This is a genomic window from Streptomyces sp. NPDC055013 (genome assembly GCF_053608645.1).
Genome location: NZ_JBSGVW010000044.1, coordinates 42,397 through 62,416, shown reverse-complemented (window position 1 = coordinate 62,416; position 20,020 = coordinate 42,397). Strand labels below are relative to the sequence as shown.

The following is a 20,020-nucleotide window of genomic DNA, read 5'->3' as shown; positions in this document are numbered from 1 at the left end:
ACGTGAGGGCTTCGGTGGGACCCAGCACGTCTGCGCGCCGTACGCCACGTTCCAGTACGGAGTGAGCAACCCCAGGCGTGAGGAAAGCGGGGGCCGCATGCTTCGGGTGGGGGGTCGGGGGAACTCGACGATCGGAATCTACGACGCGAAGAGGGATGCCCGCAGATGTCGAATCCGCAGCAGCCGCAGTAGCGGCACAGTGAAAGGGTGGCGGCGCCCGCAGGAGAGCGGCGAAATCAAAGCGCGTGAGACCGAGGCGAGGGTGTCCGTGCCCCACGGCAGGGACAAGGGAGACAGTGCGCTGGGCAAGGCGGCGGCACGCCTCCGGACCAGCAGACCGAACACCTTGACTGGACGACGACCTGTCGTTGCTGCAGGTCGAGGCCGGTGAATACAGCCCGGCCTCAACCACAGTTCACATGAGGAGGGAGAAGTACCATGCCGGCCGGATCGAGCTCCAAGCGGGAGCGCCAGTACGAGCATGTGAAGAAGAGTGCCGAGGACCGCGGCGAGTCGTCGAAGCGGGCCAAGGAGATCGCCTCCCGGACGGTCAACAAGGAGCGGGCCAGGTCGGGTGAGTCGAAGACCGCCAGCAAGACTTCCACTCGTGACCCGAAGTCGGCGTCCCAGCGTGGTGGGCAGCGCTCGCACAGCGGCGCGGAAGGCCCGACCAAGGACCAGCTGTACAACGAGGCCAAGAAGCGCAATATCCAGGGCCGCTCCTCGATGACCAAGAAGCAGTTGGAGAACGCGCTAGGTCGCTGACGAGGTGCCCCAGCCCTTAGGGGCGGTGAGTCGGTGCGGCTCCCGAGCGAGACTGCCGGGCCCTGCGGTACGAGGGGCACGCATACTGCGATCGAGCACGGCGGCCAACTGGCCGTCTCTGGTGCTGGTACTTGTCTGGCATACGGTTGAGCCTGGTCCGGCTGGCGGTGCAGAGAAGCGACGATGCGATGTCGCGGGGCGGGGTGCCGTTGCAGATCGCGACCCCGCCAGCCTGACGGCCGTCCGAGTGCTGGAGCCCACCGCCGTACGGGCTCCAGGTACGGCTCGGCGCTTCAGCCGTCTCCTCGCTGGGACCGGCGCGAGAGTGACTTTCGAACCCATGCCGAAACGGCGTCACCGAAATTACACAGGCACTCCACCCAGCGTATACAGCAGATCAGCTCGTACCCTCAGCCAGCAACGTCGTTGAACGCCATGGCCACGATGCGCGCCCGTCCATCGACATCTCCCCGGTCGGTCAGGTCAGCAGCGCATCCTCCTTGCCAGTGCACCGACCGGTGAAACGCGCGGCCCCGGGAAGTCATGGCCTCGAAAGCCCCGAGGCCGCGCGTAGCGGCCGACGGCTGACCATCCTCACTGCTCATCCTCCTCCGCGTCGCCGATGGCGACGCGGAGGTCATGCATGCTCTGGGATCGGCACCTCGGGACTGAATGTTCAGCGTGGGCCGGGTACTCGGGCTTCCAGAGCAACTCGTTCGATCAAGGAGGTTCACATGGCCAGCACCAGCGAGACCGGCGGCGTGACCGGTACGCAGGACAAGGACTACAACCTCATCTGGTACGTGGAGGCGTGTCTGAGTAACGCTCTGCGCCTGGAGAGCTACATCCACGACGCGGAGCGGGAGAAGGACACCGAGGTGGCCGACCTGTTCCGCAAAGCGCAGGCCGACAGCCGCAAGGGCGCGGAGCTCGGCAAGGATCTGCTGCGCGCGCGGCTGAGCGGCAGCTGACACAGGCACCCTCTGCTCGTTTCCCGCAGGGGTGGGGGCCCTGTGGGATTCCGACGCTTCCTGCTGGCTGTCGCGTGCCGGGCGCCGGGAGGCGTGCAGCGCTATGCCTCAGCGCTGCAACGGCATAGACATTCGACGTCCCTGCAATCGGATGCCTGAACCGCGAGTCGGCCGGCCCGGTGTAAAGAACCTGCCCCAGCCGCGGGATGCCACGCTTGGCGTCAGTGCGATCAGGGCAGGGGGGTGCCGCCGGTGGCGTTGACGATCTCTCCGGTGATGTAGCTCGCCTGGGGTGAGGCGAGGAAGACGTAGGCGGGTGCCATCTCGGCTGGCTGTGCCGCCCGGCCCAGCGGGGCCTTCTCACCGAACTTCGTGGTGTCGGGCATCGTTGCGGGGATCAGCGGTGTCCACACCGGGCCGGGGGCGACGGCGTTGACGCGGATGCCGCGCTCAGCGACCATCTGCGCCAGCCCGTGGGTGAAGGAGATGATCGCCGATTTCGTCATCGCGTAGTCCAGCAGATGAGGGCTGGGCTGGTAGCCCTGGACGGAGGCGGTGTTGATCACGCAGCCACCGCGCGGCATGTGAGACAGAGCTTTGCGGGTGAGCCAGAACATCCCGTACAGGTTGGTCTTCATCACCCGGTCGAACTGCTCGGTGGTGATCGCCTCGATCCCGTCCGGCTGGGACATCTGGTAGGCGGCGTTGTTCACCAGGATGTCGACGCGGCCTAGCTCGTCCACCGCCCGGTCGATGAGGTCGGCGCACTGGTCCTCGTCCCGGATGTCGCAGGGCACGGCCACCGCCTTGCGGCCCGCCTCCCGGACCAGGCGCGTGGTCCCGTCCGCCTCGTCCGCCTCCTCGGGCAGGTGGGTGAAGACGACGTCCGCGCCCTCCCGGGCGAAGGCCAGACATACGGCTCTGCCGATCCCGGAGTCCCCACCGGTGACCACAGCGGCCCGGTCCAGCAGCACATCGTGGCCCCGGTAGGAATCCTCCCCGTGATCGGGACGCGGATCCATCTCCTCAGTCGAGCCGGGAACCTGCTGCTTCTGTTCCGGGAGCGGGGGCTGAGGGTGGCGGGTGACCGGGTCGGGAATGTGGGGCTCGTCGTGGGCCGGCACGGTGGTTCTCCTCTGCGGGATGCGCTGGACGGTAAGGGAGGGAAGGTCAGCTCGCTGGGTACGGCACCGTCTTGAGCTGGCGCGCCAGGTGCGCGGTGTTGGCGGCAAGCGTCCTGGTAGCGGCCGCGGTCTTTTCGGGGGTCGCGTCGAGGTCGTGGTAGTCCGTGCCCTGCATGGCTTCGCCAACCCAGTAGGTGACGGCATTGGGGGCGAGAGAGAACCCAACGTCGTTGAGGCCCTGGAACAGATCGGCACTGACCTTGTGGGCACCGTCCTCGTTCCCGACCACACACACCGCGGCAGCCTTGCCATAGGTGAGCATGCGGCCCTCGTCGTCGCTCTCGCCGAGTTCCGCGTTCAGTCGCTCCAGAATCCGCTGGGCGACGCTGGAGGGGTGCCCAAGCCAGATGGGCGTGGACAGAACCAGAATGTCGCAGCCCAGAATCGTGGCCCTGATCTGCGGCCATGCGTCCCCCGCGCCCATGTCGGCCTTCACCCCGGGCTTCACGTCGTGATCGGCAATCCGGATGATCTTGCCCGTAACTCCATGCTCGGCGAGGGCTGCCATGGCCTGCTCAGCCAGCAGCTGCGAACTCGACAGCGCCGGCGACGGTGTCAGGGTGCAGACCAGTGCGACAGCCCGGAGCGCAGTGTGGTTGCTGGAATTCATGGTGAGCGTCTGCCCGCACACCCCGCGCGGCTACCGCACTCGGCGCGATTCATCCCCTTTGGATCAGTCGGCACTTGCCCCCCAAGAGCGGGCGGTCGCCGACCGTTGGCATCACTGGCCCGGGGTCAGTCCGCGACGACTCGTACCGTCTGCAGTTCCCGGTCGGCTGCGTCCGGCAGGAACATGCCCGCCGCGACTCCGGTAGTCAGGTACTCGAGCACGGGCTCGGTAAGAAGTTCGCCGGGTAGGACGGCTGGGATGCCGGGCGGATACGGGGTGATCATCTCGGCGGCGATCCTGCCAGCGGCCTCTTCGACGTGGACCTTCGCATGCCGGGCGAAGTAGGCGTCGCGGGGCAGCCGGGCCTGTTCCATGCGCAGGTCGGCCGGTGAGGGGACGGTGACCCGGGGTGCGTCCCGCAGACCGACGGCGTGGTGGGCGAGGTCGTTGAGGGAGTCCAGGAGGCGCGCGGTGGTCCGTTCGTCGTCGGCGTGGGTGAGCTGGGCGCTGATGCGACGGTGGTCGAAGAGGTGCATGTCGAGGTGGTGGTGCGTGCGCAGCCAGTCGGCTGCCCGATAGCCGGTGGTGCCCAGGTTGCTGATGTCCATGACGAGGGGCAGGGGGTCGAATTCGGCGGCGAGGTAGGGACCGCAGAAGTCGGCTGCACCGTTGACGTGGAAACCGTCGATCGACTCGATGGCGCTGCGGGTGCGTGTGGCCAGGTCCAGGGCCCGGCCGATGAGTTCGGTGCCGTGCTGAACCATCTGCCGGCGCCAGGCGTCGATCCCTGCGTACAGGAGCACGTTCGGGCTGGTCGTGCCGAGCAGGTCCGCCCGAGAGGCCAGCTCGGCGGGGTCGATGAGGTTGCCCTGGAGGTGAAAGACGGAGCCCTGTTCCAGCCCGCTGCCCATCTTGTGGATGCTGGTCACGCAGATGTCGGCACCTGCGTCCATGGCCCACGTCGGCAAGCTGTCGTGGAAGGGCAGATGCGCTCCCCACGCTTCGTCCACGATGAGCGGCTTCCCGCGCCGGTGACAGATGTCCGCGAGGGCTGTGAGGTCGGCAGCGGCTCCGTAGGGGGTGGGGCTGGTGACCAGAGCTCCGTCGGCGTCGGGGTACCGGGCGAACGCCTGGTCGTAGGCGTCCGGCGACGGGGGGTGGGCGATGTGCCGGTCGGCATCCCACTGCGGTTCCACCCACACCGGCTCGACACCGGAGAGGATGAGCCCGGCAATGACCGACTTGTGGGCGTCGCGGCCGACAAGGAGGCGGTGGCCGGGACAGGTGACCACCAGCATGGCGGCCTTGACCGACAGAGAGCTGCCGCACGTCGAGAAGAACGTGTGCTCGGCGTGCACCGCGTCCGCCATGAGCTCCTCGGCCCGTTCCAGAACGCGGCCTCGGCCCATCCTGTCGTCGAGACCACCGCTGGCAAGGACGTCGCCGAAGAACACGGCGTCCCCCAGCACAGCCCTGGCTCGAGGGTCCGTACCACGTGCCTGTTTATGCCCGGGAGGGGTGAAGCCCAACTCGCCGGCGTCGTGATAGCGGGCGAGTGCGTCGAGGACCGGTGCCTCATCGTGATTCAGACCCATGGGTGAGTAGTTCCCGAAACCGTCCCCTGCATGTCCATTTCGACATCCGGTCGAGTAGCCCTCGTCGGTCGCCAGTCAGCGTCGAGTGACCTTCCTCCGCCTGCTATTGCTGTTGTTCAGGAACACCCCAAGCCGGACCTCGTTCCCATCCTCCAGCCGTTTAGACGCCAGGGTGCTACCGACCGCGGCTTCTGGTGCCTTCCCTGGCGCTCCATCGATCAGGCGTCAGGAATGTCGTGACCGGGTTGGCGAGCTGCGTCGAGTGGTTGCGGCGCCATCTGGGGCCTGGGTGTCGGGATCGATCCATGAGATCGGGAGCCGCATGTACCCGGGGACGGCTGCCAGGTGGTTTCGCAACTCAATGGCGGAGGGGCTGCTGTCGTCGCATGAACGCGGCCATGTGCTGTCGGGCGACGAAGAGCGCCGTGTCCAGCTGGCGGCACAGTGTGTAGGTTGCGTCGGCGAGCTTGCGAGCCGTGTCGGCACTGTGGTGGGCGGCCAGATGGAGCCTGAGTGTTTCGCATCGTTCGATCAGCTCTCGCAGGAGCGAAGGGTGCGCCGTGATCATGGCTGCCACCCTGCCGTCTAGCCCGAGTGGACTGCCTCCTTCACCCATGAGGTCGCAGCCGCTGTCGCCCTGCGCATCCTGATGTCCGCTTGCGCGGAAGCACGGTGACGGCGCGGGCGCCGGCCGGGTGGCGGATAATTCGGTGGCGAGTCGGGCGGGCAGCGACCGGCGAGGCTTCTCCGGCGCTCACCCGGCCGCCTGAGCTAGTTTCTTGCATCCGGCCCGTCCTTCTTCCTGAACTGCTGGTGCCAGTGCTGGAAATTGATGGTCCGCCACGTCACGCCGGCCTCACCGAAGCCTGCGACCCTGCGTACTGACGAACAGAAACGGATACGCGATGAACTGGGTGCAGCACGCCAAGCGTTTGGCGGACGAGGTCGCACGGCCGGAGTCCCGATGGCACTCGACCGTGGCCGCAGTGCCGCGGCACAAGTTCGTGCCGCGCTGGTGGCAGAGCACCGGTGACGGCATCTGGATCCTGCGCGACGGCCATAGCGACCCCGATGCCTGGCTCGAGGCCGCGTACTTCAACCAGACTCTGGCGACCCGCCTCGACGTGCCAGGCCGACCGTGCGCTGCCCGAGGACGCCGGCATCGCCATTGACGGGACGCCCACGTCGTCGTCGACGCTGCCAGGCATGGTCGTACAGATGTACCGGCACGCGATGATCGCCGACGACTCCACGACGCTGGTCACCACCGGGACGGGTTACGGCACCGCCCTGGCCTGCGCCCGGCTTGGCGATGATCAGGTCACCAGCATCGACGTGGACACCGGTCTGGTGAACATGGCGAAGCACCGGCTTGCGCTGCACGGGTACCGGCCGCCGATGGCCGTATGCGACATCACCGGGGAACTGCCTGGCACGTTCGACCGCATCGTCGCCACCGTCTCGGTTCGGCCGGTGCCCGCCTCCTGGCTGTCCGCTCTGGAACCCGGCGGGCGGCTTGTCACGACAATCGCCGGAACCGGGCTCATCCTGACCGCCGACAAAACCAAAGACGGCGGCGCCACCGGGCGAATCGAGTGGGACCGGCCGGATTCATGACCAGCCGCCACGGCGACAACTACGACCACCACGCAGACGAGGTCTGGAAGCAGGCCAAGGAGACGGACGGGGAAGAGGTCACCCCCAGTCGGTACCCCTGCTGTATCCGCCGGACTCGTGGGACGTCATGTCGATGCTTGCCCTGTACGAGCACGGCGTCACCTACCGGCGCCAACCACACGGCGACGAGCGCACCGTGCGGTTGCTGCACCCCGACGGCTCATGGGCCCGCGCTACAGCCACCGGGTTCCTCGACTCACCGACCGTCCATCAGAGCGGCACGCGACGGCTGTGGACCACGCTGGAACGCATTCGCAACCGCCTCAACCGGGAGGGATCCCTCCCCGCGTACGGCGCCCGCGTCACCATCACCCCCGACGGCGGGACCACCCTGAAGCGCGGCTCCTGGACCTTCACGCTATAGACCAGCCGTCCAACCTCCCCACGCGCCACCACCGACCCCACGCAGGCCCTCAGCGGCGCCACTCCGGCGTCGGTGACCTCCACGCCACCTGTGCCTCGCCGCTTTCCCGCAACACCACCTTCGGTGAACACCTTGGCCAGGGAATGACCGTCGAGGAGGCCACCCGCTGCCACCAAGCAGACCGCAGAGGGCGTCAAACCCTACAAAGCCATCCTCGAACTGGCCCGCCGCAACGGCGTCGAGATGTCCATCACCGAAGTCGTTGCCGCAGTGCTCGACGGCCGACTCACCGTCGAGGACGCGGCCAGCCACCTGATGTCCCGCACTCCCAAACCCGAGCGTTGAGACGCGACTTCACAGTGCGGTCCCCGACCGCGAGGCGCAGCCAATGGGACCCAGATGTCACCTAAAGTGCAGGGCCTGGGCGCCGGCGCGTGGGCGCCCCGCCACTGGGGCCTGCATGTCGCTGATCCGTCTTCCCAGGACTTACCGTGAGGCCCGGTCAGCACGATCAACACCCGGGGAAACACGGGATACCAGCGCAGCTTCCTTCGCCCCGTGACTTCAATGGTCGGCCGTCGTTAGGGTTCTCCGCGCTGTAACGCCCACGGGCCACGACGTGGAGCCGTGGTGGCACCCATCTAGCCCCGGCCTGACGCCTCTCCCCGGCCACTGCTCCAGGAGCTGGGGTGGAGGCTCCGCGAATCAGGCGACTCGGCCGAAACCAACGGTGGCCTGGTCATGCTCGCAGCGGGGTGAAGTCGACGTCGCGCTTCGTCTCGTACGCCTCCGGGCGGATGCCACGAGCCCCGGTTCGTAGGTCACTGCCACGCCCGGGAGACTTTCCAGCGGCTTGATCATCACGTCCGTGAGCTGCTCGCGGGACATCGGCGTCAGCGAAGAGTGTCTCCGCGATGCAGCGCGGGACCGAGGCTCGGGTGTCTGAGGGAGGCGTCGATGAAGTCGGCCCGGAGAGTGACCAGGACGCCGGGCGCGCCGGCCGGCCGGTCCGAGAGTGCGACGGCTGGAAGACCCGTCGACCGCTCGACGTGGAGGCTAGAACGTTCTGGAGCACCGTCCTCGGCGCGGTGCTGCTCGTCCGCGTCGGGGCACATGGCGCTACCGCCGACCTCGACCTCGACCTCGACGGAGTATCGAGCATTCAACACGAACTCAAGCCCGGCTAGCTCAGAGCGCGCAGAAACGTGGTGGCCTACACGAAACTGCCAGGGGTGATACTACGTCGTCTCCAGGGAGGGCGCGCCTTCTGTGTCGGCTCATCAGGGCGTGCCTCTGACCGACAAAGAGATCGCGCTGCTCCGGGGCTGGGGGATATCGAGAAGTACGGACGCGATTCCCGCGAGCGTCAACACCTTCCAGGGCGTGTATGCGATGCCGTTGGCCATGCGCATGGCTTGTTCGGGATCGGTGGCGGCGACCACGGGTGCGATGTCGGACAACGCCGCTTCCTGGTGATCGATGTCGCCGATCGTGGAGACGACTCTCAGGGCTTGGTCGAGATCCGTGGCGGCGACGGTTTGCGCGATGCGTGCGAGCGCCTCGGCTCGGCGATCGCGATCGCCCGTTCCGTCGGCGATGCGCAACGCTCGATCGGGGTCGGCAGCCGCGATTACTCGTGCGATGGCGACCAGCGCACGCGGATACGCAGGCGTGTCGGTGATCGGGAAGATGAGGCGCAAGGCTCGGTCAGGGTCGATGGTGGCGACGGCTCGCGCGACAGCCGCCAGTTTCCACCCGCTGGGCCGGCTTGCGATGAGGTGATCGGTGATGCGCGACGCTCGGTCGGGATCGGTAGCAGCTACCGTTGCGGCAATCCCTGACATGGCCTCCGTACGCGAGTGTTCCTCGGGAATGTCGGCGGCGATCTGTTCGGCCCTGTCGGGGTTGAACTCGGCGACAGCCTGCGCTATTTCACTCAAGGATTCCGGGCTCCAGCGACGCTTCGGAGTGCCACCGAATATGTACGTATCGACGATGTACATGCCATTGTCGGGGTGGCGCCTCCACCCGGCCTTTGCGATGGCGCCCAATGCCCTGGCTCGATCATGTTCGGGGCTATTCAGTACGAGCTCGAGGGCGCGAAAGACATCGGCGCCGGCGACCACCACGGCTATGTCCGCCAGTGCCGTGTCTCGTCGATCCAGCGGCAGGTTGGCGGCGATGGCGAGTGCCTGGTGCAGGTCGATGGCCGCGACCACCGGTGCGATCGCGGACAGGCAGATGCGCCGCGCCTGCTTGCTCCCCACATCGGATGTGATGCGCAGAGCTTGTTCGATCGCCACGGCACCATGACTTTCGACCAGCACTGTCGCGCCCGGCAGCTTCTGCAGGGTCAGACCTGCAGGTGCGGGGTGACCTGCGAGGCCCGCGTTCGTAAGCACGGCAAGTTGGTTTGCCGACAGCGCCGGTGCAGGAAGCCCGCCAGCAGCTCCGGTTTGCCGGTTACGCACCAGGCCCAACTGGTCTGTCGTACCCGTGCCTCGCTGCTGTGGCGCAGGCAGGCCTTCCCCGCCGAGCCGGGCATGAAGGTGCGCGTAGACGTCCCTCAGCGTCAGCATGGGTCCGGCCTGAGGGCTGCCGTGGCGCAACAGTTCGAGGAATCGTTCGGTGAACGCGGTGTGTTGCTCGCCGGGAAGTACCAGCGCCACGCGATTGGCCGGTGCGGAAGTCAGCGTGAAGGTACCTGAAACCTCCAACTGAGCCAGAACCGCCTGCTCATCGCCGGCCAAGGGTTGACCAATTGCGCGACCGCTGAAACAACTGTCCAGGATCAAGACTCTGTTGCGTGCGGAGCTGTCCAGGAAAGTCTCCCGAATGGCCTCGAACGCCAAGGCTGAATACGCCAACCGGTCCGGTCGCGTTCCGGCCAGGCTCAGGTACAGCCTTCCGAGCCGGTCGAGCAGCCCGTGCCCGCTGTAGTAGACGAGCAGCAAGTCGCTCGCCTGTTCGGCCGCGTCCGCCAACACATCGCCGGTCTCTGCCAGATCGGCTTCCGGGGGCACGGTGACGCAGTGCGCGACATGGAACGCGCCAAGCTCCGGGTCGGTGAAGACCGCTGCCAAGTCAGCCACGTTGTAGGCGACGACCGGCACGTCAGGGAGCCGGTCGTCACGATAGCGCGGCGTACCGATGAGCACGATCCGTGAGTGCTTGGGGTCGAAGGTGCCAAGCCGGGTTCTATCCTGCGTCATTGTCGGTATGCAGCTCTTCTCGAGGCGCATTGAGTGCCTGACGCACCAACTCCTCGACATCGTCAACGCGCTTGGCGTCGATCTCCACCGTGCGCCCATCCGCGGTGCCGCGGACCACGATCCGCACATCGGAGCGGCGCGGCAGCGCCAGGAAGGCCTTGAGTGACGCGGCCAGCACACTCAGCGCCCCGCCACCACCAACGGCGACAATGAGCGCATCCGTGAGCGACCCCAGCTCACCCGGCCTTGGCGTGCCGCTCCCCTTGACCAGGCCCCGCAGCTCAGGTTCCGACCCCAGCCACTGGTACAACGCCGCGAGCCCTTGATCCGAGTCATCGCCCTCAACCGACAACGACAACCGTATATCGGACATCCAGCCCCTCCCGTACTCAGTGACGTGTGATCAGTATCGTGTCTCACGTCCCTAACACAACGGGCCGGCCATTTTGGTCCGTTGGCGCGGACGTACCTATCGCTCAGGACCCTCTACCGAAGTCCATCGCCGACTACGCCGTGCCTGACGACCCCGCAGGCCGTCGTTGGCACCATCGAGGTCCTCGACTTCACCGTGCATCGCCACGACGGCGACACCGGACACGAGCTCACGCTCGCCCAGTGGTGCCCCGAGCCCAACGCACCGCGTACACCGGGTTGACGGCTGTTGGAGGACAAGGAGCGCACCCTGGCATCGCTCCCGACACCGTGCTTGACGCCAGCAGTACCAGCGCTTCTGCCGGCAGACGTCCCGACCGCCCACTCTGGCATTTAATGCACAACGGCATCGTGTCCGATTTGCGGATGAAAGGCTTCTGACCTGGAGTTTCCTTCGGCATGTCTTTGATTCACATGTTCTCGATGACGTCGCATGTGGAGTGCGTGGCGCGGCGTGCCACGTACTCCCCGGCCTTCGTCACGTTCGATGAGAGGTCGGCGACTGAATCGAGCACCAGCCGGTGATCCGTCCAGGGTTCGTACTCGTTCCTTCGCTGCTGCACTGCTTCCCAGGTCGGCTCATCGAAGCCCACGATGCTCCGGGACCGGCGCTCGAGCCGCCGGCGATGGACCTGTATGTCGGAGCACACCACCTCGATGACTGCCGCGGGCACTTGGTGGCGACCGGCCAGCGCTCGCCACTGCTGGCGGGCCGCCTCCACGGCGTTTACGGCGTCGATGATCACGCTCTGACCCAGGGCCAACACACCGTCGGCCACCGTCTCGGCGACAAAGTAGGCGGCCAGCCCTGTGGGCTGGCCGCGGTCCACGCCGGCACGCCACATCGCCGCCTCCACAGGGTCGACCGACACCACCGCAGCGGGCAGTTTCCGTGCCAACTCCTCAGCGATCGAGCTCTTTCCCGCTCCGGGAAGTCCGGCCATAACGATCAGCATGATGGCACTGTCGCATACCCGGCCCTCGGCCCGCCGGTCGAGGCTCGACTGCGTTGGGCACGCCGGGGACATCGGCTGTTACGCCCCGGATGTGGGACATGTGCCGCCCTATCCTTCGCGCTCGACATTGTGCAGCCGACCGCGTGTGACGACCAGTTTGACAGCGCGAAGGGCGGCGATGCTCTGCAGGGGATCGGCGTCAACCACCAGGAGGTCCGCGTCGAACCCGGGAGCCAGGCTGCCGGTGCGTTCCCGCAGGCCGACCGCGCCTGTCGCCTCGGTCGTGGCCAGTGTCAGCATCCGCTCTCGCGGGAATCCCAGATGTTCAAACAGCTCCGGACTTCCGGCGAAATCGTCGAACGGCGCATCGGGGATGCCGGCGTCGGTGCCCGCGATCAGTGGCACCCCTGCGCATCGAGCCACCGGACACGCTCGAGGAGCCGGTCGGCGATCGTCTGACCGTACTTGGCGGCGTAGTTGCGCCAGTCCGCACTATCATCGTCTTCGGGCTCGCGTACTGGGAACTCGACCGCGGTGGTCCCGTGAGCAGGACGCAAGTTGACCGTGGGGAACTGCCGTTGGCCGACTTCCGCTTCTCGCAGGACGGGAACGACGACGCGGTCCAGGAGGTCGCAGACGGCGCCAGTGGCACGTCCGAATGGGTGCCCACACTGGTGGACTACCTGTACGTCTCCGTGACCAACTCTACGGCGTTCAGTCCGACGGACACCATGCCGCTGTCAGCGCGCGCCAAACTCCTGATGAACGTGCAGAGCGTCGCCGCCTCCTGACCTCGCTCCTCGTCATCGCCCGAGCAGTGAGCGTGCTGCACTGAGCTCTCCACGACACAGCCCCCGTTCACGTACGCAGATGCTGTCGGCTCCTCCGGGCGGCTCTGTGACTGCCATGCATACGTACAACTCCTCGTGGGCACCCGCTGGCCGGTAGGTCCGCAGCCGCGTCCTTACGCCTGGCCCAAGTCCGGACCTGATCGTGATTCCCACCGCCCCCTGAAGGAGCACATGTGAGCGAGGACATCTTCGTCATCGGTATGGACGAGGCGAATCTGCCAACCCTGCGTGCGGCTGGTGCCGGGCGCGACTGCCGGTTCCACGGTCTTTTGACCATCGAGGAACTGCAGGGCGGAGAGGTCTCCGTACCGGATCTGCTCGACCGGGCCCGCCGCGTGCTCGATGCGTTCGACGGCACGATCGACGCGATCACGGGCTACTGGGACTTCCCGGTCTCCACCATGGTACCGATCCTCGCCCGCGAGTACGGCACCCGCGCCACCGATCTGGCCTCGATCGTCAAGTGCGAGCACAAGTACTGGAGTCGCCTGGAGCAGCGCGCGGCCGCGCCGGAGGCGGTGCCCGCGTTCGGCCGGGTGGACCTTGACGCGGACGAGCCGCAACTGCCGGATGGCGTCTCCTACCCCCTGTGGCTCAAGCCCGCCCTCTCCTACTCCTCCGAGCTGGCCTTCGGCGTGAAGGACGAGGACGGCTTCCGCGCCGCCGTGCAGGAGATCCGTGCAGGTATCGGCCGCATCGGCCGCCCCTTCGAGTCCGTCATGGAACAGCTGGAACTGCCGCCCGAGATGGCAGACGTCGGAAGCCTGGTCTGTCTCGCCGAGGAGGGCCTTACCGGCATTCAGGTCGCGGTGGAGGGATACGTGCACCAAGGCGAGGTGACCGTCTACGGAGTGCTCGACTCCATCAACTACCCGGGCAGTTCCTCCTTCCTGCGCCACCAGTACCCCTCCATGCTGCCGCAGCAGGTGATCGACCGTCTGCACGACGTGTCCGAGCGGGTGATGCGCCGGATCGGTATGGACGGCGCGACCTTCTCGATCGAGTTCTTCTACGACCCGGGGACGGAGGCCGTGCACATTCTGGAGATCAATCCACGCCACTCCCAGTCGCACGCCGAGCTGTTCGACTTCGTCGACGGCGTGCCCAACCATCACTGCATGCTTTCGCTGGCCCGCGGCGAGTACCCCTGTATGCCGCACAGGGCAGGCCGCTACGCAATGGCCGCCAAGTGGTACCACCGCTGGTTCGCCGACGGTGTGGTGCGCGACGTGCCCGGCCGCGACCGGCTGGATCAGATCGAACGCGACATCCCTGGTGTCCGCGTCGACGTGGCGCCCAGGGAACGGCAGCGCCTGTCCGATCTGTCGCAGCAGGACAGCTACAGCTACGAGTTGGCGCACATCTTCACCGGCGGCGACAGCGAGGAGGAGCTGCGCGAGAAGTACGACCGCTGCGTGGCCGCCCTCGGCCTCTCGTTCGAGGACACCGCGCCTGCCGCCGACCGACAGCCCGACCCGGCCTGAGCGCCCGCACCCCCTGCCCTCGACGCGAAGAAGGAGCCAGACCCCCTCTATGCGCACGGTGACCGACCTTCCGCACAAGGTCCGCGAGGAAGCCCACGTCCGCATCCCGATGTCCGACGGCGTGCACCTGTCCGCCCACATCTGGCGCCCCGTCTCCAGCGACGGGCAGCCTGTACCGGCGGTATTGGAGTACATCCCCTACCGTAAACGCGACCTGTCCTCGGTGCGTGACTCCGTCCACCACCCCTATCTCGCCGGACACGGGTACGCGTGCGTCCGCGTCGATCTGCGCGGCACCGGCGACTCCGAGGGCGTCCTGACCGATGAGTACCTGGAGCGGGAGCAGCAGGACGCCGAAGAGGTCCTGGCCTGGCTCGCGGAGCGCCCCTGGTGCGACGGTGGCACGGGCATGATGGGCATTTCCTGGGGCGCGTTCGCCGCGCTTCAGGTCGCCGCGCGCCGCCCGCCGTCGCTCAAGGCGATCGCCATCGCCTCCTTCACCGACGACCGCTACGCCGACGACATGCACTACATGGGCGGCGCGCTCCTCTCCGACAGCCTGGCCGAAGCGGGCACCATGTTCGCCTACGGCACCTGCCCGCCCGACCCGGAGGTGGTCGGCGGCCGGTGGCGCGACATGTGGCACGAACGCCTGGAGCACACCCGCCCCTGGGTACTGGAATGGCTGCGTCATCAGCGCCGTGACGACTACTGGCGGCACGCCTCGGTCTGCGAGGACTACGCGGCCGTCCGGTGCCCGGTGCTGGCCTCCAGCGGATGGGCCGACGGCTACTCCAACGCGGTCACCCGCTTGCTCGCGCACCTCGACGTTCCCCGCAAGGGGCTGATCGGGCCGTGGTCGCACAAGTTCCCCCACCTGGGCGAGCCGGGCCCCGCCATCGGGTATTTGCAGGAGCTCGTACGCTGGTGGGACCACTGGCTCAAGGGCGCCGACAACGGGGTGATGGACGGCCCCATGCTGCGCACCTGGATGCAGGAGAGCGTGCCTCCCTCCACGTCCTACGCCGAGCGGCCGGGTCGCTGGGTCGCCGAGCCGTCGTGGCCCTCGCCCCACGTACAGGAACGCGTCCACCCGCTCACCCGGCACCGCATCGGGTCGCCGGGGAGCGACAACGGCGCCCCGCGTGGCGTGCTGACGGTGCAATCGCCGCTGTCCGTGGGCCAGTTCGCCGGAAAGTGGGCCTCCTACAACGCCCCGCCGGACCTGCCCTACGACCAGCGCGAGGAGGACGGTGGCTCCTTGGTCTTCGAGACGGAGCCACTGCCGGAGACGCTGGAGATCCTCGGCTCGCCCCGGGTGGATCTGGAGGTGTCGGCCGGCGAACCGGTCGCGATGGTGGCGGCCCGCCTCTCCGACGTGGCCCCCGACGGACGCGCGACCCGCGTCACGTACGGCCTGCTGAACCTGAACCGCCGCGATGGCGGCGACGAACCGACGGTGCTGGAACCGGGTCGTCGGTATCGCGCCAGTGTGCACCTCAACAGCGTCGCCCAGGCGTTTCCCGCGGGCCATCGGATCCGCCTGTCCTTGTCGACCTCCTACTGGCCGCTGGCCTGGCCGCCGCCGCGGCCCGTCCTGCTGGGCGTCCATGAAGGCACCAGCACGCTGGCCCTGCCGGTTCGCCCGATGCAGGACCACGACGCCACGCCGTCCGAGGCGGACCCGTTCGGCCCGCCCGAGGGGACCCCTGCGCTGCCCACCACCCAGGTGACCCCGCCGGAGCAGCGGTGGGAGGTACGCCGCGAACTGGTCACGTACGGGTCCGCCTTGGAGATCGTCAAGGACGCCGGGACGGTCCGCTTCGACGACATCGACCTCAAGGTGGGGCGTCGAGCGGTCGAGCGGTACGGCGTCGTGGCCGACGACTTCACCTCCGCGACCGGAGAGTCCACGTGGACCATGCGTTTCCACCGGGATGACTGGGACACGGAGATCGTCACCCACACCGAACTCTCCTGCGACGAGCAGGATTTTCACGTGTCGGCGACCCTGGATGCGTACGAGGGGCGACGGCGGGTCTTCTCCCGGACGTGGAACGAGTCCGTACCACGCGACCTCCTGTGAGCGGGCGTCGAGGAGAAGGCGCCGAATTTGAACGGCCACGTCTGACGGGGCCCGGGGCGCGGCCGTGAGCGGCCCAGGGGGAGGAGCCCGCGGTCGCGCGTCTCACGGCCGGCAGGCGGGAGCACTGATGAGTCCGGTCCGGGCGGCGCCCTCCTCTCGGGTGGCCGCAGCCCGGACCAGCCTGTGCCGGACGAATCGTCGGCCTGAACAGGCTGACCCTGGCGGCTCTGTTCAGGCCGACGCCTCAGCCCCTCCGAGCGCGCTGCCGTCGAGGTTTCTCAGCAGGTCGGCCGTGTCCGTGTACACCTCCGCGGCCCCTGCGGCCTCCAGTTCGGCGCGGCACACTCCGCCGCTAAGTACGGCGATGGTGTGGACGCCCGCGCGTCGCCCTGCCCGCATGTCCCAGACCGAGTCGCCGACGAAGACGCTGCCGCGGGCCTGGGCTCCCACCAGATCCAGGGCGTGCCGGACCGGATCGGGTGCCGGTTTGCCCGCGTCCACGTCGTCGGCGCTCGCGGTCTCGGTGATCGCCTCGTCCGCGTCGATCGCCGCTCTGAGGGCCTTGAGTTCGGGCCCGCTCGCCGAGGTGGCGAGCACGACGGGGAGACCGTCCGCGTGCAGTCGCCGCAGGAGATCGCGGGCACCGTCGAAGGGGGTGAGGCGCGCGTGCCAGGTGCCGTACAGGGCCTTGTGGCCGGCACTGATGGCGGAGTCCTCGTCCCGGTTCCGGCCCTGGCCCAGCAGGTGCTCCAGCAGGTCGCTCGAGCCGAGACCGATGGCGCCGTGCACCGATGTCATGGAGACGCGGTGGCCTGCCTGGCGCAACGCCTCCCACCAGCACACCGTGTGCAGGTGGTTGGTGTCCACGAGTGTGCCGTCCACGTCGAAGACGGCAGCGTGCGTACTCACGGTGTTTCTCCTTGCGGCGGTGTGTCCGTGTCCTGCAGGGGACGCAGCAGCGCGCTCCGGCCCTGGCGCCATCGGGTCAACAGGTGTTCGCCGAGGCCGCCTTCGAGGAGACCGGTGGAGCTCACGCCGAAGGCGACGTCGCCGTCGAGGTAGGGCTCGGCGTGCAGCAGGCCGTCGACGACCTCGTGGCGCACCACCTGTTCGTGCACCGCGTCGGCTTCGACATGCTCGTCGTAGAACCGCTGGGCCGCCGGGCCTGCGCCCAGTCGCCGCAGGGCGTTGGCCAGCCGGCGCGAGCCGGGCGACGACGTGATCTCGACCGCCGCGAAATGGCCCACCAGGGCGCCGCGCAGGTTTCGGTGCAGACCGAACAGGGACATGAGATTGACCGTGGCGAGGGCGGCCGCCGGGGCGGCGTCGAGGTAGTGGCCGTAGACGGTCTCCAGGTCGAGGTCATTCATCAGGTCCGCGAACAGGTCGGCGTGAATGTCCTCGGCGCGGCCGGCCCCAAACTCGTCGTACTCGATGGCCACCATCGCGGCCTTGGCCCGGCCGTGCAGGCGCGGGACGACCCAGGCGTGGGGGTCGGCTTCCTTGAGGTGGTAGAGGGAGCGCAGGGCGGCGTACTCCCTGAACTGCTCTGTGTTGCCGTCGCGTTCGAGGAAGTGGCTCACGCTGGTGGCCTGGTGACCGACGGGCTCGATCTGCAGGTCGGCCAGCGCTTGGGCGGCGTCCGTCAGCGGCGCCGCGTCGGTGCGCAGCGAGGTGAGGAAGCGTTTCTCAAGTCGGCGTCGCAGCGCCAGCAGGCCCGGATCCCACTCCAGTTCGGGATCGACGCCCTGAAACCCCTGGTAGTGGAGCTCGTAGAGCACGTACAGGGTGAGTTGGAGGTCTTCGCCGTACGGATCGGCGGCGGTGGTTCCGCGCTGCTGCGTCGCGGTGCCGGGAAGGTGGCCGCCGCGCAGTGCGGCGATCACCTGACTGGACAACTCGCCGCGTGGAAAAGGGAGGTCGGGCTGTCGAGCGCGGGATTCCGACGGCCGTGACGGAGCCCTCGGGTGCACAGTCGTCATGTCTCCTCACCTTCGGCGCGGTCCGACCGTCGGGGCGCGGTGGATTCCCGTGCCGCTTTGCGGCGGTGGCTGGTGTCGCACCAGGGAAAGGTACGGCTTCGTCGGCACGTGCAGATCGCGACCTGAAAGCGGCGAGACTCGTGCACCACGCCATCGCCGTCGGTCACCTCGACCGGGCCCTCCACCAGCAGAGGGCCCTCACGGTCGACCCTGATGCGACGCGGGCGTTCAGAGGAGTTCGGCACGGATGACCACCAGCTCTTCCCTCGTCGCTTCCTCGTCGAGCAGCCCCTGGGCGCAGAGCCAGTTCCGGCGTGCGCGCATCACCGGGCCGAACGGCACGAAGAGCCGGTCGATCACCGCCGCCTTCATGCCGAGTCCCTCAAGGTGCTCCAGGGTCTCGTCCTCGCCGCACAGCGCGGAGTGGACCATCAACAGCGTGCCGCCGGGGCGCAGGGCCCGTGCCGCGGCGGCGCAGACCCGGTCGACGACCGTACGACCGGAGCGCCCGCCCTCCCAGGCCACCGCGGCGCCGCGTGGAGGCACAGACCCCGGCGAAGGCACATAGGGCGGATTGCTCAGGGCCAGGTCGAACGTGCCGAGGTCAGGTACCGCGCCGAGGTCGCGGTGCCGAACAGTGACGGCGGCACCGTTGAGCAGAGCGTTCAGGCGCGTCGTCCACACCGCCCGCCACGAGATGTCGACCGCGGTCACCCGCGCCCCGTACCGGGCTGCGGCGAGGGCCAGCGCACCCGAGCCGGTGCCCAGGTCCAGCACGGAGGCGCGTGGGTCGAGGGCCTCGTGGTCGAGGGCCTGCACCAGGAGTGCGGTGTCGTCGTCGGGCGTGTACACGCCTCGAGGCGCCAGCAGACGGCGTCGGCGGGGCAGTTGTGCTGCGCTCTCCGCCCTGGGCTGTGTCGTCATGCGGTGCTCACCACACTGGGGATCACGGAGATCAGAAGCGGACCGTCCTCTCACCTTGCGTCGCCGCGCCACGATCGGCCACTTGGAGCGCGGCGTGACGCACCATGCACGTACGGCGACAGGAGTGCGCCGACAAGTAGGAGTGCCCAGATGACGACAGCTGAACCGCGGTGAAGGCGGCCCAGATGGCGGCCTTCGCAGGCAGACGCTGGCCTCGGTGCCCAGCGCGATCAGGAGGCGGGACTCGCCGGCGCCCGAATCGCCGATCAGGCAGAGCGGCAGACCCCTCTTCACCCATGCGCAGGTCGCCAGGATGTGGACGACCGCAGCGTCGATGTTCCCGTCGGCCTCGAAGTTAAAGGTCCGCAGCGACTTCTCCCGAGGGAACTGCGCCGCCTTGATCCTGCGTTCTGAGCGACGGCGGGCCCGGTCGTCGCACTCGGCCATCAGCAGTTCGGCGAGGAAACCGCGATAGGACATCTGGTCGCGGGCGGCGGCTTCGGCCAGTTTGGGGAACAGGGCGCGGGGTGGGCAGCCGGAGCATGCGGCATACCTGGTCGACGGCTGCGGTCGCGGCCTATTCGGTCAGCCCGCGGTGGCGTTTGAGTGTCACGGCATCTCTCCCTGGATGGCGGGGCGGTCGGCCGGCTGCCGGGCTCGCAGCAGCTGGTCGTAGGCCGCGACAGGGGGGGGGCAGCGGCCGGGTGTCGGGCGGCAGCTGGGCCAGCCGCCGTTCGGTCAGCGAGGTCACGTTCATCCGGTCCGGCTTCGCAGGGACAACCGGAGCCGCGACCTCGTCGGCTTCGGCCGACCTCATCGCCGAGCAACGAGTGCGCCTCGGCGTCGCAGACGGAAGCCGCGCGATGCCGTATCTCCAAATGGGCCCTGTACGCGAAGTCCAAGCGAAAGGCGTAGCTACTAAGATCC

At 68.0% G+C, this 20,020-nt stretch carries 22 protein-coding genes and 2 pseudogenes; 11 read left to right on the top strand and 13 right to left on the bottom strand.

Going from position 1 to position 20,020, the window contains the following annotated elements; translation table 11 throughout:
* The first annotated feature begins 438 nt into the window (after positions 1-438).
* A complete protein-coding gene (locus ACWGDB_RS36675; protein WP_266898398.1) occupies positions 439-765 on the top strand; it encodes a plasmid stabilization protein in 327 nt (108 codons plus the stop codon).
* Between the two features lie 734 nt (positions 766-1,499).
* Positions 1,500-1,736, top strand: coding sequence for a hypothetical protein (locus tag ACWGDB_RS36670; RefSeq protein ID WP_453826419.1), 237 nt, complete (start codon positions 1,500-1,502; stop codon positions 1,734-1,736).
* A gap of 230 nt (positions 1,737-1,966) precedes the next feature.
* On the opposite strand, the gene ACWGDB_RS36665 is transcribed toward ACWGDB_RS36670, so the two are convergent.
* The 4 genes from ACWGDB_RS36665 to ACWGDB_RS36650 form a co-directional block, all read right to left on the bottom strand.
* The gene (locus ACWGDB_RS36665; protein ID WP_453826418.1) at positions 1,967-2,860 is read right to left on the bottom strand and encodes an SDR family oxidoreductase; all 894 of its coding nucleotides are present in this window, start codon (positions 2,858-2,860) and stop codon (positions 1,967-1,969) included.
* A 46-nt stretch (positions 2,861-2,906) separates the two neighbouring features.
* The gene (locus ACWGDB_RS36660) at positions 2,907-3,530 is read right to left on the bottom strand and encodes a flavodoxin family protein (protein ID WP_453826417.1); all 624 of its coding nucleotides are present in this window, start codon (positions 3,528-3,530) and stop codon (positions 2,907-2,909) included.
* Positions 3,531-3,655: 125 nt separating this feature from the next.
* Positions 3,656-5,125 carry an aminotransferase class I/II-fold pyridoxal phosphate-dependent enzyme gene (locus ACWGDB_RS36655; RefSeq protein ID WP_453826416.1) on the bottom strand — a complete coding sequence of 490 codons (1,470 nt, stop codon included), beginning with the start codon at positions 5,123-5,125 and terminating at the stop codon, positions 3,656-3,658.
* 358 nt (positions 5,126-5,483) lie between these two features.
* Positions 5,484-5,693, bottom strand: a complete 210-nt coding sequence (locus ACWGDB_RS36650; protein ID WP_453826415.1) for a DUF5133 domain-containing protein — start codon at positions 5,691-5,693, stop codon at positions 5,484-5,486.
* Between the two features lie 337 nt (positions 5,694-6,030).
* On the opposite strand from ACWGDB_RS36650, the gene ACWGDB_RS36645 reads away from it, so the two are divergent.
* From ACWGDB_RS36645 to ACWGDB_RS36620, 6 genes and pseudogenes are all read left to right on the top strand, one after another.
* Entirely contained in the window at positions 6,031-6,297 is a 267-nt protein-coding gene (locus ACWGDB_RS36645; RefSeq protein ID WP_453826414.1) for a hypothetical protein, read from the top strand.
* Positions 6,298-6,331: 34 nt separating this feature from the next.
* Entirely contained in the window at positions 6,332-6,742 is a 411-nt protein-coding gene (locus ACWGDB_RS36640; RefSeq protein ID WP_453826413.1) for a protein-L-isoaspartate O-methyltransferase family protein, read from the top strand.
* A 127-nt stretch (positions 6,743-6,869) separates the two neighbouring features.
* Positions 6,870-7,166: a hypothetical protein gene (locus tag ACWGDB_RS36635; RefSeq protein ID WP_453826444.1), complete on the top strand. Its 297-nt coding sequence runs from the start codon at positions 6,870-6,872 to the stop codon at positions 7,164-7,166.
* Positions 7,079-7,288 (top strand): annotated as a pseudogene (locus ACWGDB_RS36630) (hypothetical protein); the annotation flags it as partial. The gene ACWGDB_RS36635 and the pseudogene ACWGDB_RS36630, both read left to right, overlap by 88 nt.
* An 88-nt stretch (positions 7,289-7,376) precedes the next feature.
* Complete coding sequence (locus tag ACWGDB_RS36625; protein WP_453826442.1) at positions 7,377-7,511, top strand: hypothetical protein; 135 nt, start codon at positions 7,377-7,379, stop codon at positions 7,509-7,511.
* Between the two features lie 569 nt (positions 7,512-8,080).
* Positions 8,081-8,353, top strand: coding sequence for a TetR/AcrR family transcriptional regulator C-terminal domain-containing protein (locus tag ACWGDB_RS36620; RefSeq protein WP_453826412.1), 273 nt, complete (start codon positions 8,081-8,083; stop codon positions 8,351-8,353).
* Positions 8,354-8,446: 93 nt separating this feature from the next.
* Here the strand turns inward: ACWGDB_RS36620 and ACWGDB_RS36615 are convergent, their stop codons facing one another.
* From ACWGDB_RS36615 to ACWGDB_RS36600, 4 genes are all read right to left on the bottom strand, one after another.
* The gene (locus ACWGDB_RS36615; protein ID WP_453826411.1) at positions 8,447-10,378 is read right to left on the bottom strand and encodes a caspase family protein; all 1,932 of its coding nucleotides are present in this window, start codon (positions 10,376-10,378) and stop codon (positions 8,447-8,449) included.
* Positions 10,365-10,751, bottom strand: a complete 387-nt coding sequence (locus ACWGDB_RS36610; RefSeq protein WP_453826410.1) for an effector-associated constant component EACC1 — start codon at positions 10,749-10,751, stop codon at positions 10,365-10,367. Before ACWGDB_RS36610 ends, ACWGDB_RS36615 begins: the two co-directional genes overlap by 14 nt.
* A 469-nt stretch (positions 10,752-11,220) precedes the next feature.
* Complete coding sequence (locus tag ACWGDB_RS36605) at positions 11,221-11,766, bottom strand: AAA family ATPase (RefSeq protein ID WP_453826409.1); 546 nt, start codon at positions 11,764-11,766, stop codon at positions 11,221-11,223.
* Positions 11,767-11,874: 108 nt separating this feature from the next.
* A complete protein-coding gene (locus ACWGDB_RS36600; protein WP_453826408.1) occupies positions 11,875-12,171 on the bottom strand; it encodes an amidohydrolase family protein in 297 nt (98 codons plus the stop codon).
* A gap of 137 nt (positions 12,172-12,308) precedes the next feature.
* Here ACWGDB_RS36600 and ACWGDB_RS36595 point away from each other — a divergent pair, with 137 nt between their 5' ends.
* The 3 genes from ACWGDB_RS36595 (at position 12,309) to ACWGDB_RS36585 (ending at position 16,187) form a co-directional block, all read left to right on the top strand.
* Complete coding sequence (locus ACWGDB_RS36595) at positions 12,309-12,557, top strand: hypothetical protein (RefSeq protein ID WP_453826407.1); 249 nt, start codon at positions 12,309-12,311, stop codon at positions 12,555-12,557.
* A gap of 260 nt (positions 12,558-12,817) precedes the next feature.
* Positions 12,818-14,101: an ATP-grasp domain-containing protein gene (locus ACWGDB_RS36590; RefSeq protein WP_453826441.1), complete on the top strand. Its 1,284-nt coding sequence runs from the start codon at positions 12,818-12,820 to the stop codon at positions 14,099-14,101.
* 49 nt (positions 14,102-14,150) lie between these two features.
* Positions 14,151-16,187, top strand: a complete 2,037-nt coding sequence (locus ACWGDB_RS36585; RefSeq protein WP_453826406.1) for a CocE/NonD family hydrolase — start codon at positions 14,151-14,153, stop codon at positions 16,185-16,187.
* A 231-nt stretch (positions 16,188-16,418) separates the two neighbouring features.
* On the opposite strand, the gene ACWGDB_RS36580 is transcribed toward ACWGDB_RS36585, so the two are convergent.
* From ACWGDB_RS36580 to ACWGDB_RS36560, 5 genes and pseudogenes are all read right to left on the bottom strand, one after another.
* Positions 16,419-17,096 carry an HAD family hydrolase gene (locus tag ACWGDB_RS36580; protein ID WP_453826405.1) on the bottom strand — a complete coding sequence of 226 codons (678 nt, stop codon included), beginning with the start codon at positions 17,094-17,096 and terminating at the stop codon, positions 16,419-16,421.
* Positions 17,093-18,169 carry an iron-containing redox enzyme family protein gene (locus tag ACWGDB_RS36575; protein WP_453826404.1) on the bottom strand — a complete coding sequence of 359 codons (1,077 nt, stop codon included), beginning with the start codon at positions 18,167-18,169 and terminating at the stop codon, positions 17,093-17,095. Before ACWGDB_RS36575 ends, ACWGDB_RS36580 begins: the two co-directional genes overlap by 4 nt.
* Positions 18,166-18,414: a CDGSH iron-sulfur domain-containing protein gene (locus ACWGDB_RS36570; RefSeq protein ID WP_453826403.1), complete on the bottom strand. Its 249-nt coding sequence runs from the start codon at positions 18,412-18,414 to the stop codon at positions 18,166-18,168. The genes ACWGDB_RS36575 and ACWGDB_RS36570 overlap by 4 nt, the downstream gene beginning before the upstream one ends.
* Positions 18,398-19,093 (bottom strand): HemK2/MTQ2 family protein methyltransferase, encoded by a 696-nt coding sequence (locus ACWGDB_RS36565; protein WP_453826402.1) that lies wholly within the window; start codon positions 19,091-19,093, stop codon positions 18,398-18,400. Before ACWGDB_RS36565 ends, ACWGDB_RS36570 begins: the two co-directional genes overlap by 17 nt.
* 222 nt (positions 19,094-19,315) lie before the next feature.
* Positions 19,316-19,600: pseudogene (locus ACWGDB_RS36560) on the bottom strand (ATP-binding protein); the annotation flags it as partial.
* Positions 19,601-20,020 lie beyond the last annotated feature (420 nt).

What these genes read in the sequence shown, in the direction of transcription:
- ACWGDB_RS36660 (WP_453826417.1), bottom strand. Translation starts at nt 3,530, where the DNA reads ATGAATTCCAGCAACCACACTGCGCTCCGGGCTGTCGCACTGGTCTGC.
- ACWGDB_RS36645 (WP_453826414.1), top strand. Translation starts at nt 6,031, where the DNA reads ATGAACTGGGTGCAGCACGCCAAGCGTTTGGCGGACGAGGTCGCACGG.
- ACWGDB_RS36655 (WP_453826416.1), bottom strand. Translation starts at nt 5,125, where the DNA reads ATGGGTCTGAATCACGATGAGGCACCGGTCCTCGACGCACTCGCCCGC.
- ACWGDB_RS36605 (WP_453826409.1), bottom strand. Translation starts at nt 11,766, where the DNA reads ATGCTGATCGTTATGGCCGGACTTCCCGGAGCGGGAAAGAGCTCGATC.
- ACWGDB_RS36635 (WP_453826444.1), top strand. Translation starts at nt 6,870, where the DNA reads ATGTCGATGCTTGCCCTGTACGAGCACGGCGTCACCTACCGGCGCCAA.
- ACWGDB_RS36620 (WP_453826412.1), top strand. Translation starts at nt 8,081, where the DNA reads ATGCAGCGCGGGACCGAGGCTCGGGTGTCTGAGGGAGGCGTCGATGAA.
- ACWGDB_RS36640 (WP_453826413.1), top strand. Translation starts at nt 6,332, where the DNA reads ATGGTCGTACAGATGTACCGGCACGCGATGATCGCCGACGACTCCACG.
- ACWGDB_RS36615 (WP_453826411.1), bottom strand. Translation starts at nt 10,378, where the DNA reads ATGACGCAGGATAGAACCCGGCTTGGCACCTTCGACCCCAAGCACTCA.
- ACWGDB_RS36610 (WP_453826410.1), bottom strand. Translation starts at nt 10,751, where the DNA reads ATGTCCGATATACGGTTGTCGTTGTCGGTTGAGGGCGATGACTCGGAT.
- ACWGDB_RS36675 (WP_266898398.1), top strand. Translation starts at nt 439, where the DNA reads ATGCCGGCCGGATCGAGCTCCAAGCGGGAGCGCCAGTACGAGCATGTG.
- ACWGDB_RS36565 (WP_453826402.1), bottom strand. Translation starts at nt 19,093, where the DNA reads ATGACGACACAGCCCAGGGCGGAGAGCGCAGCACAACTGCCCCGCCGA.
- ACWGDB_RS36590 (WP_453826441.1), top strand. Translation starts at nt 12,818, where the DNA reads ATGGACGAGGCGAATCTGCCAACCCTGCGTGCGGCTGGTGCCGGGCGC.
- ACWGDB_RS36670 (WP_453826419.1), top strand. Translation starts at nt 1,500, where the DNA reads ATGGCCAGCACCAGCGAGACCGGCGGCGTGACCGGTACGCAGGACAAG.
- ACWGDB_RS36575 (WP_453826404.1), bottom strand. Translation starts at nt 18,169, where the DNA reads ATGACGACTGTGCACCCGAGGGCTCCGTCACGGCCGTCGGAATCCCGC.
- ACWGDB_RS36585 (WP_453826406.1), top strand. Translation starts at nt 14,151, where the DNA reads ATGCGCACGGTGACCGACCTTCCGCACAAGGTCCGCGAGGAAGCCCAC.
- ACWGDB_RS36650 (WP_453826415.1), bottom strand. Translation starts at nt 5,693, where the DNA reads ATGATCACGGCGCACCCTTCGCTCCTGCGAGAGCTGATCGAACGATGC.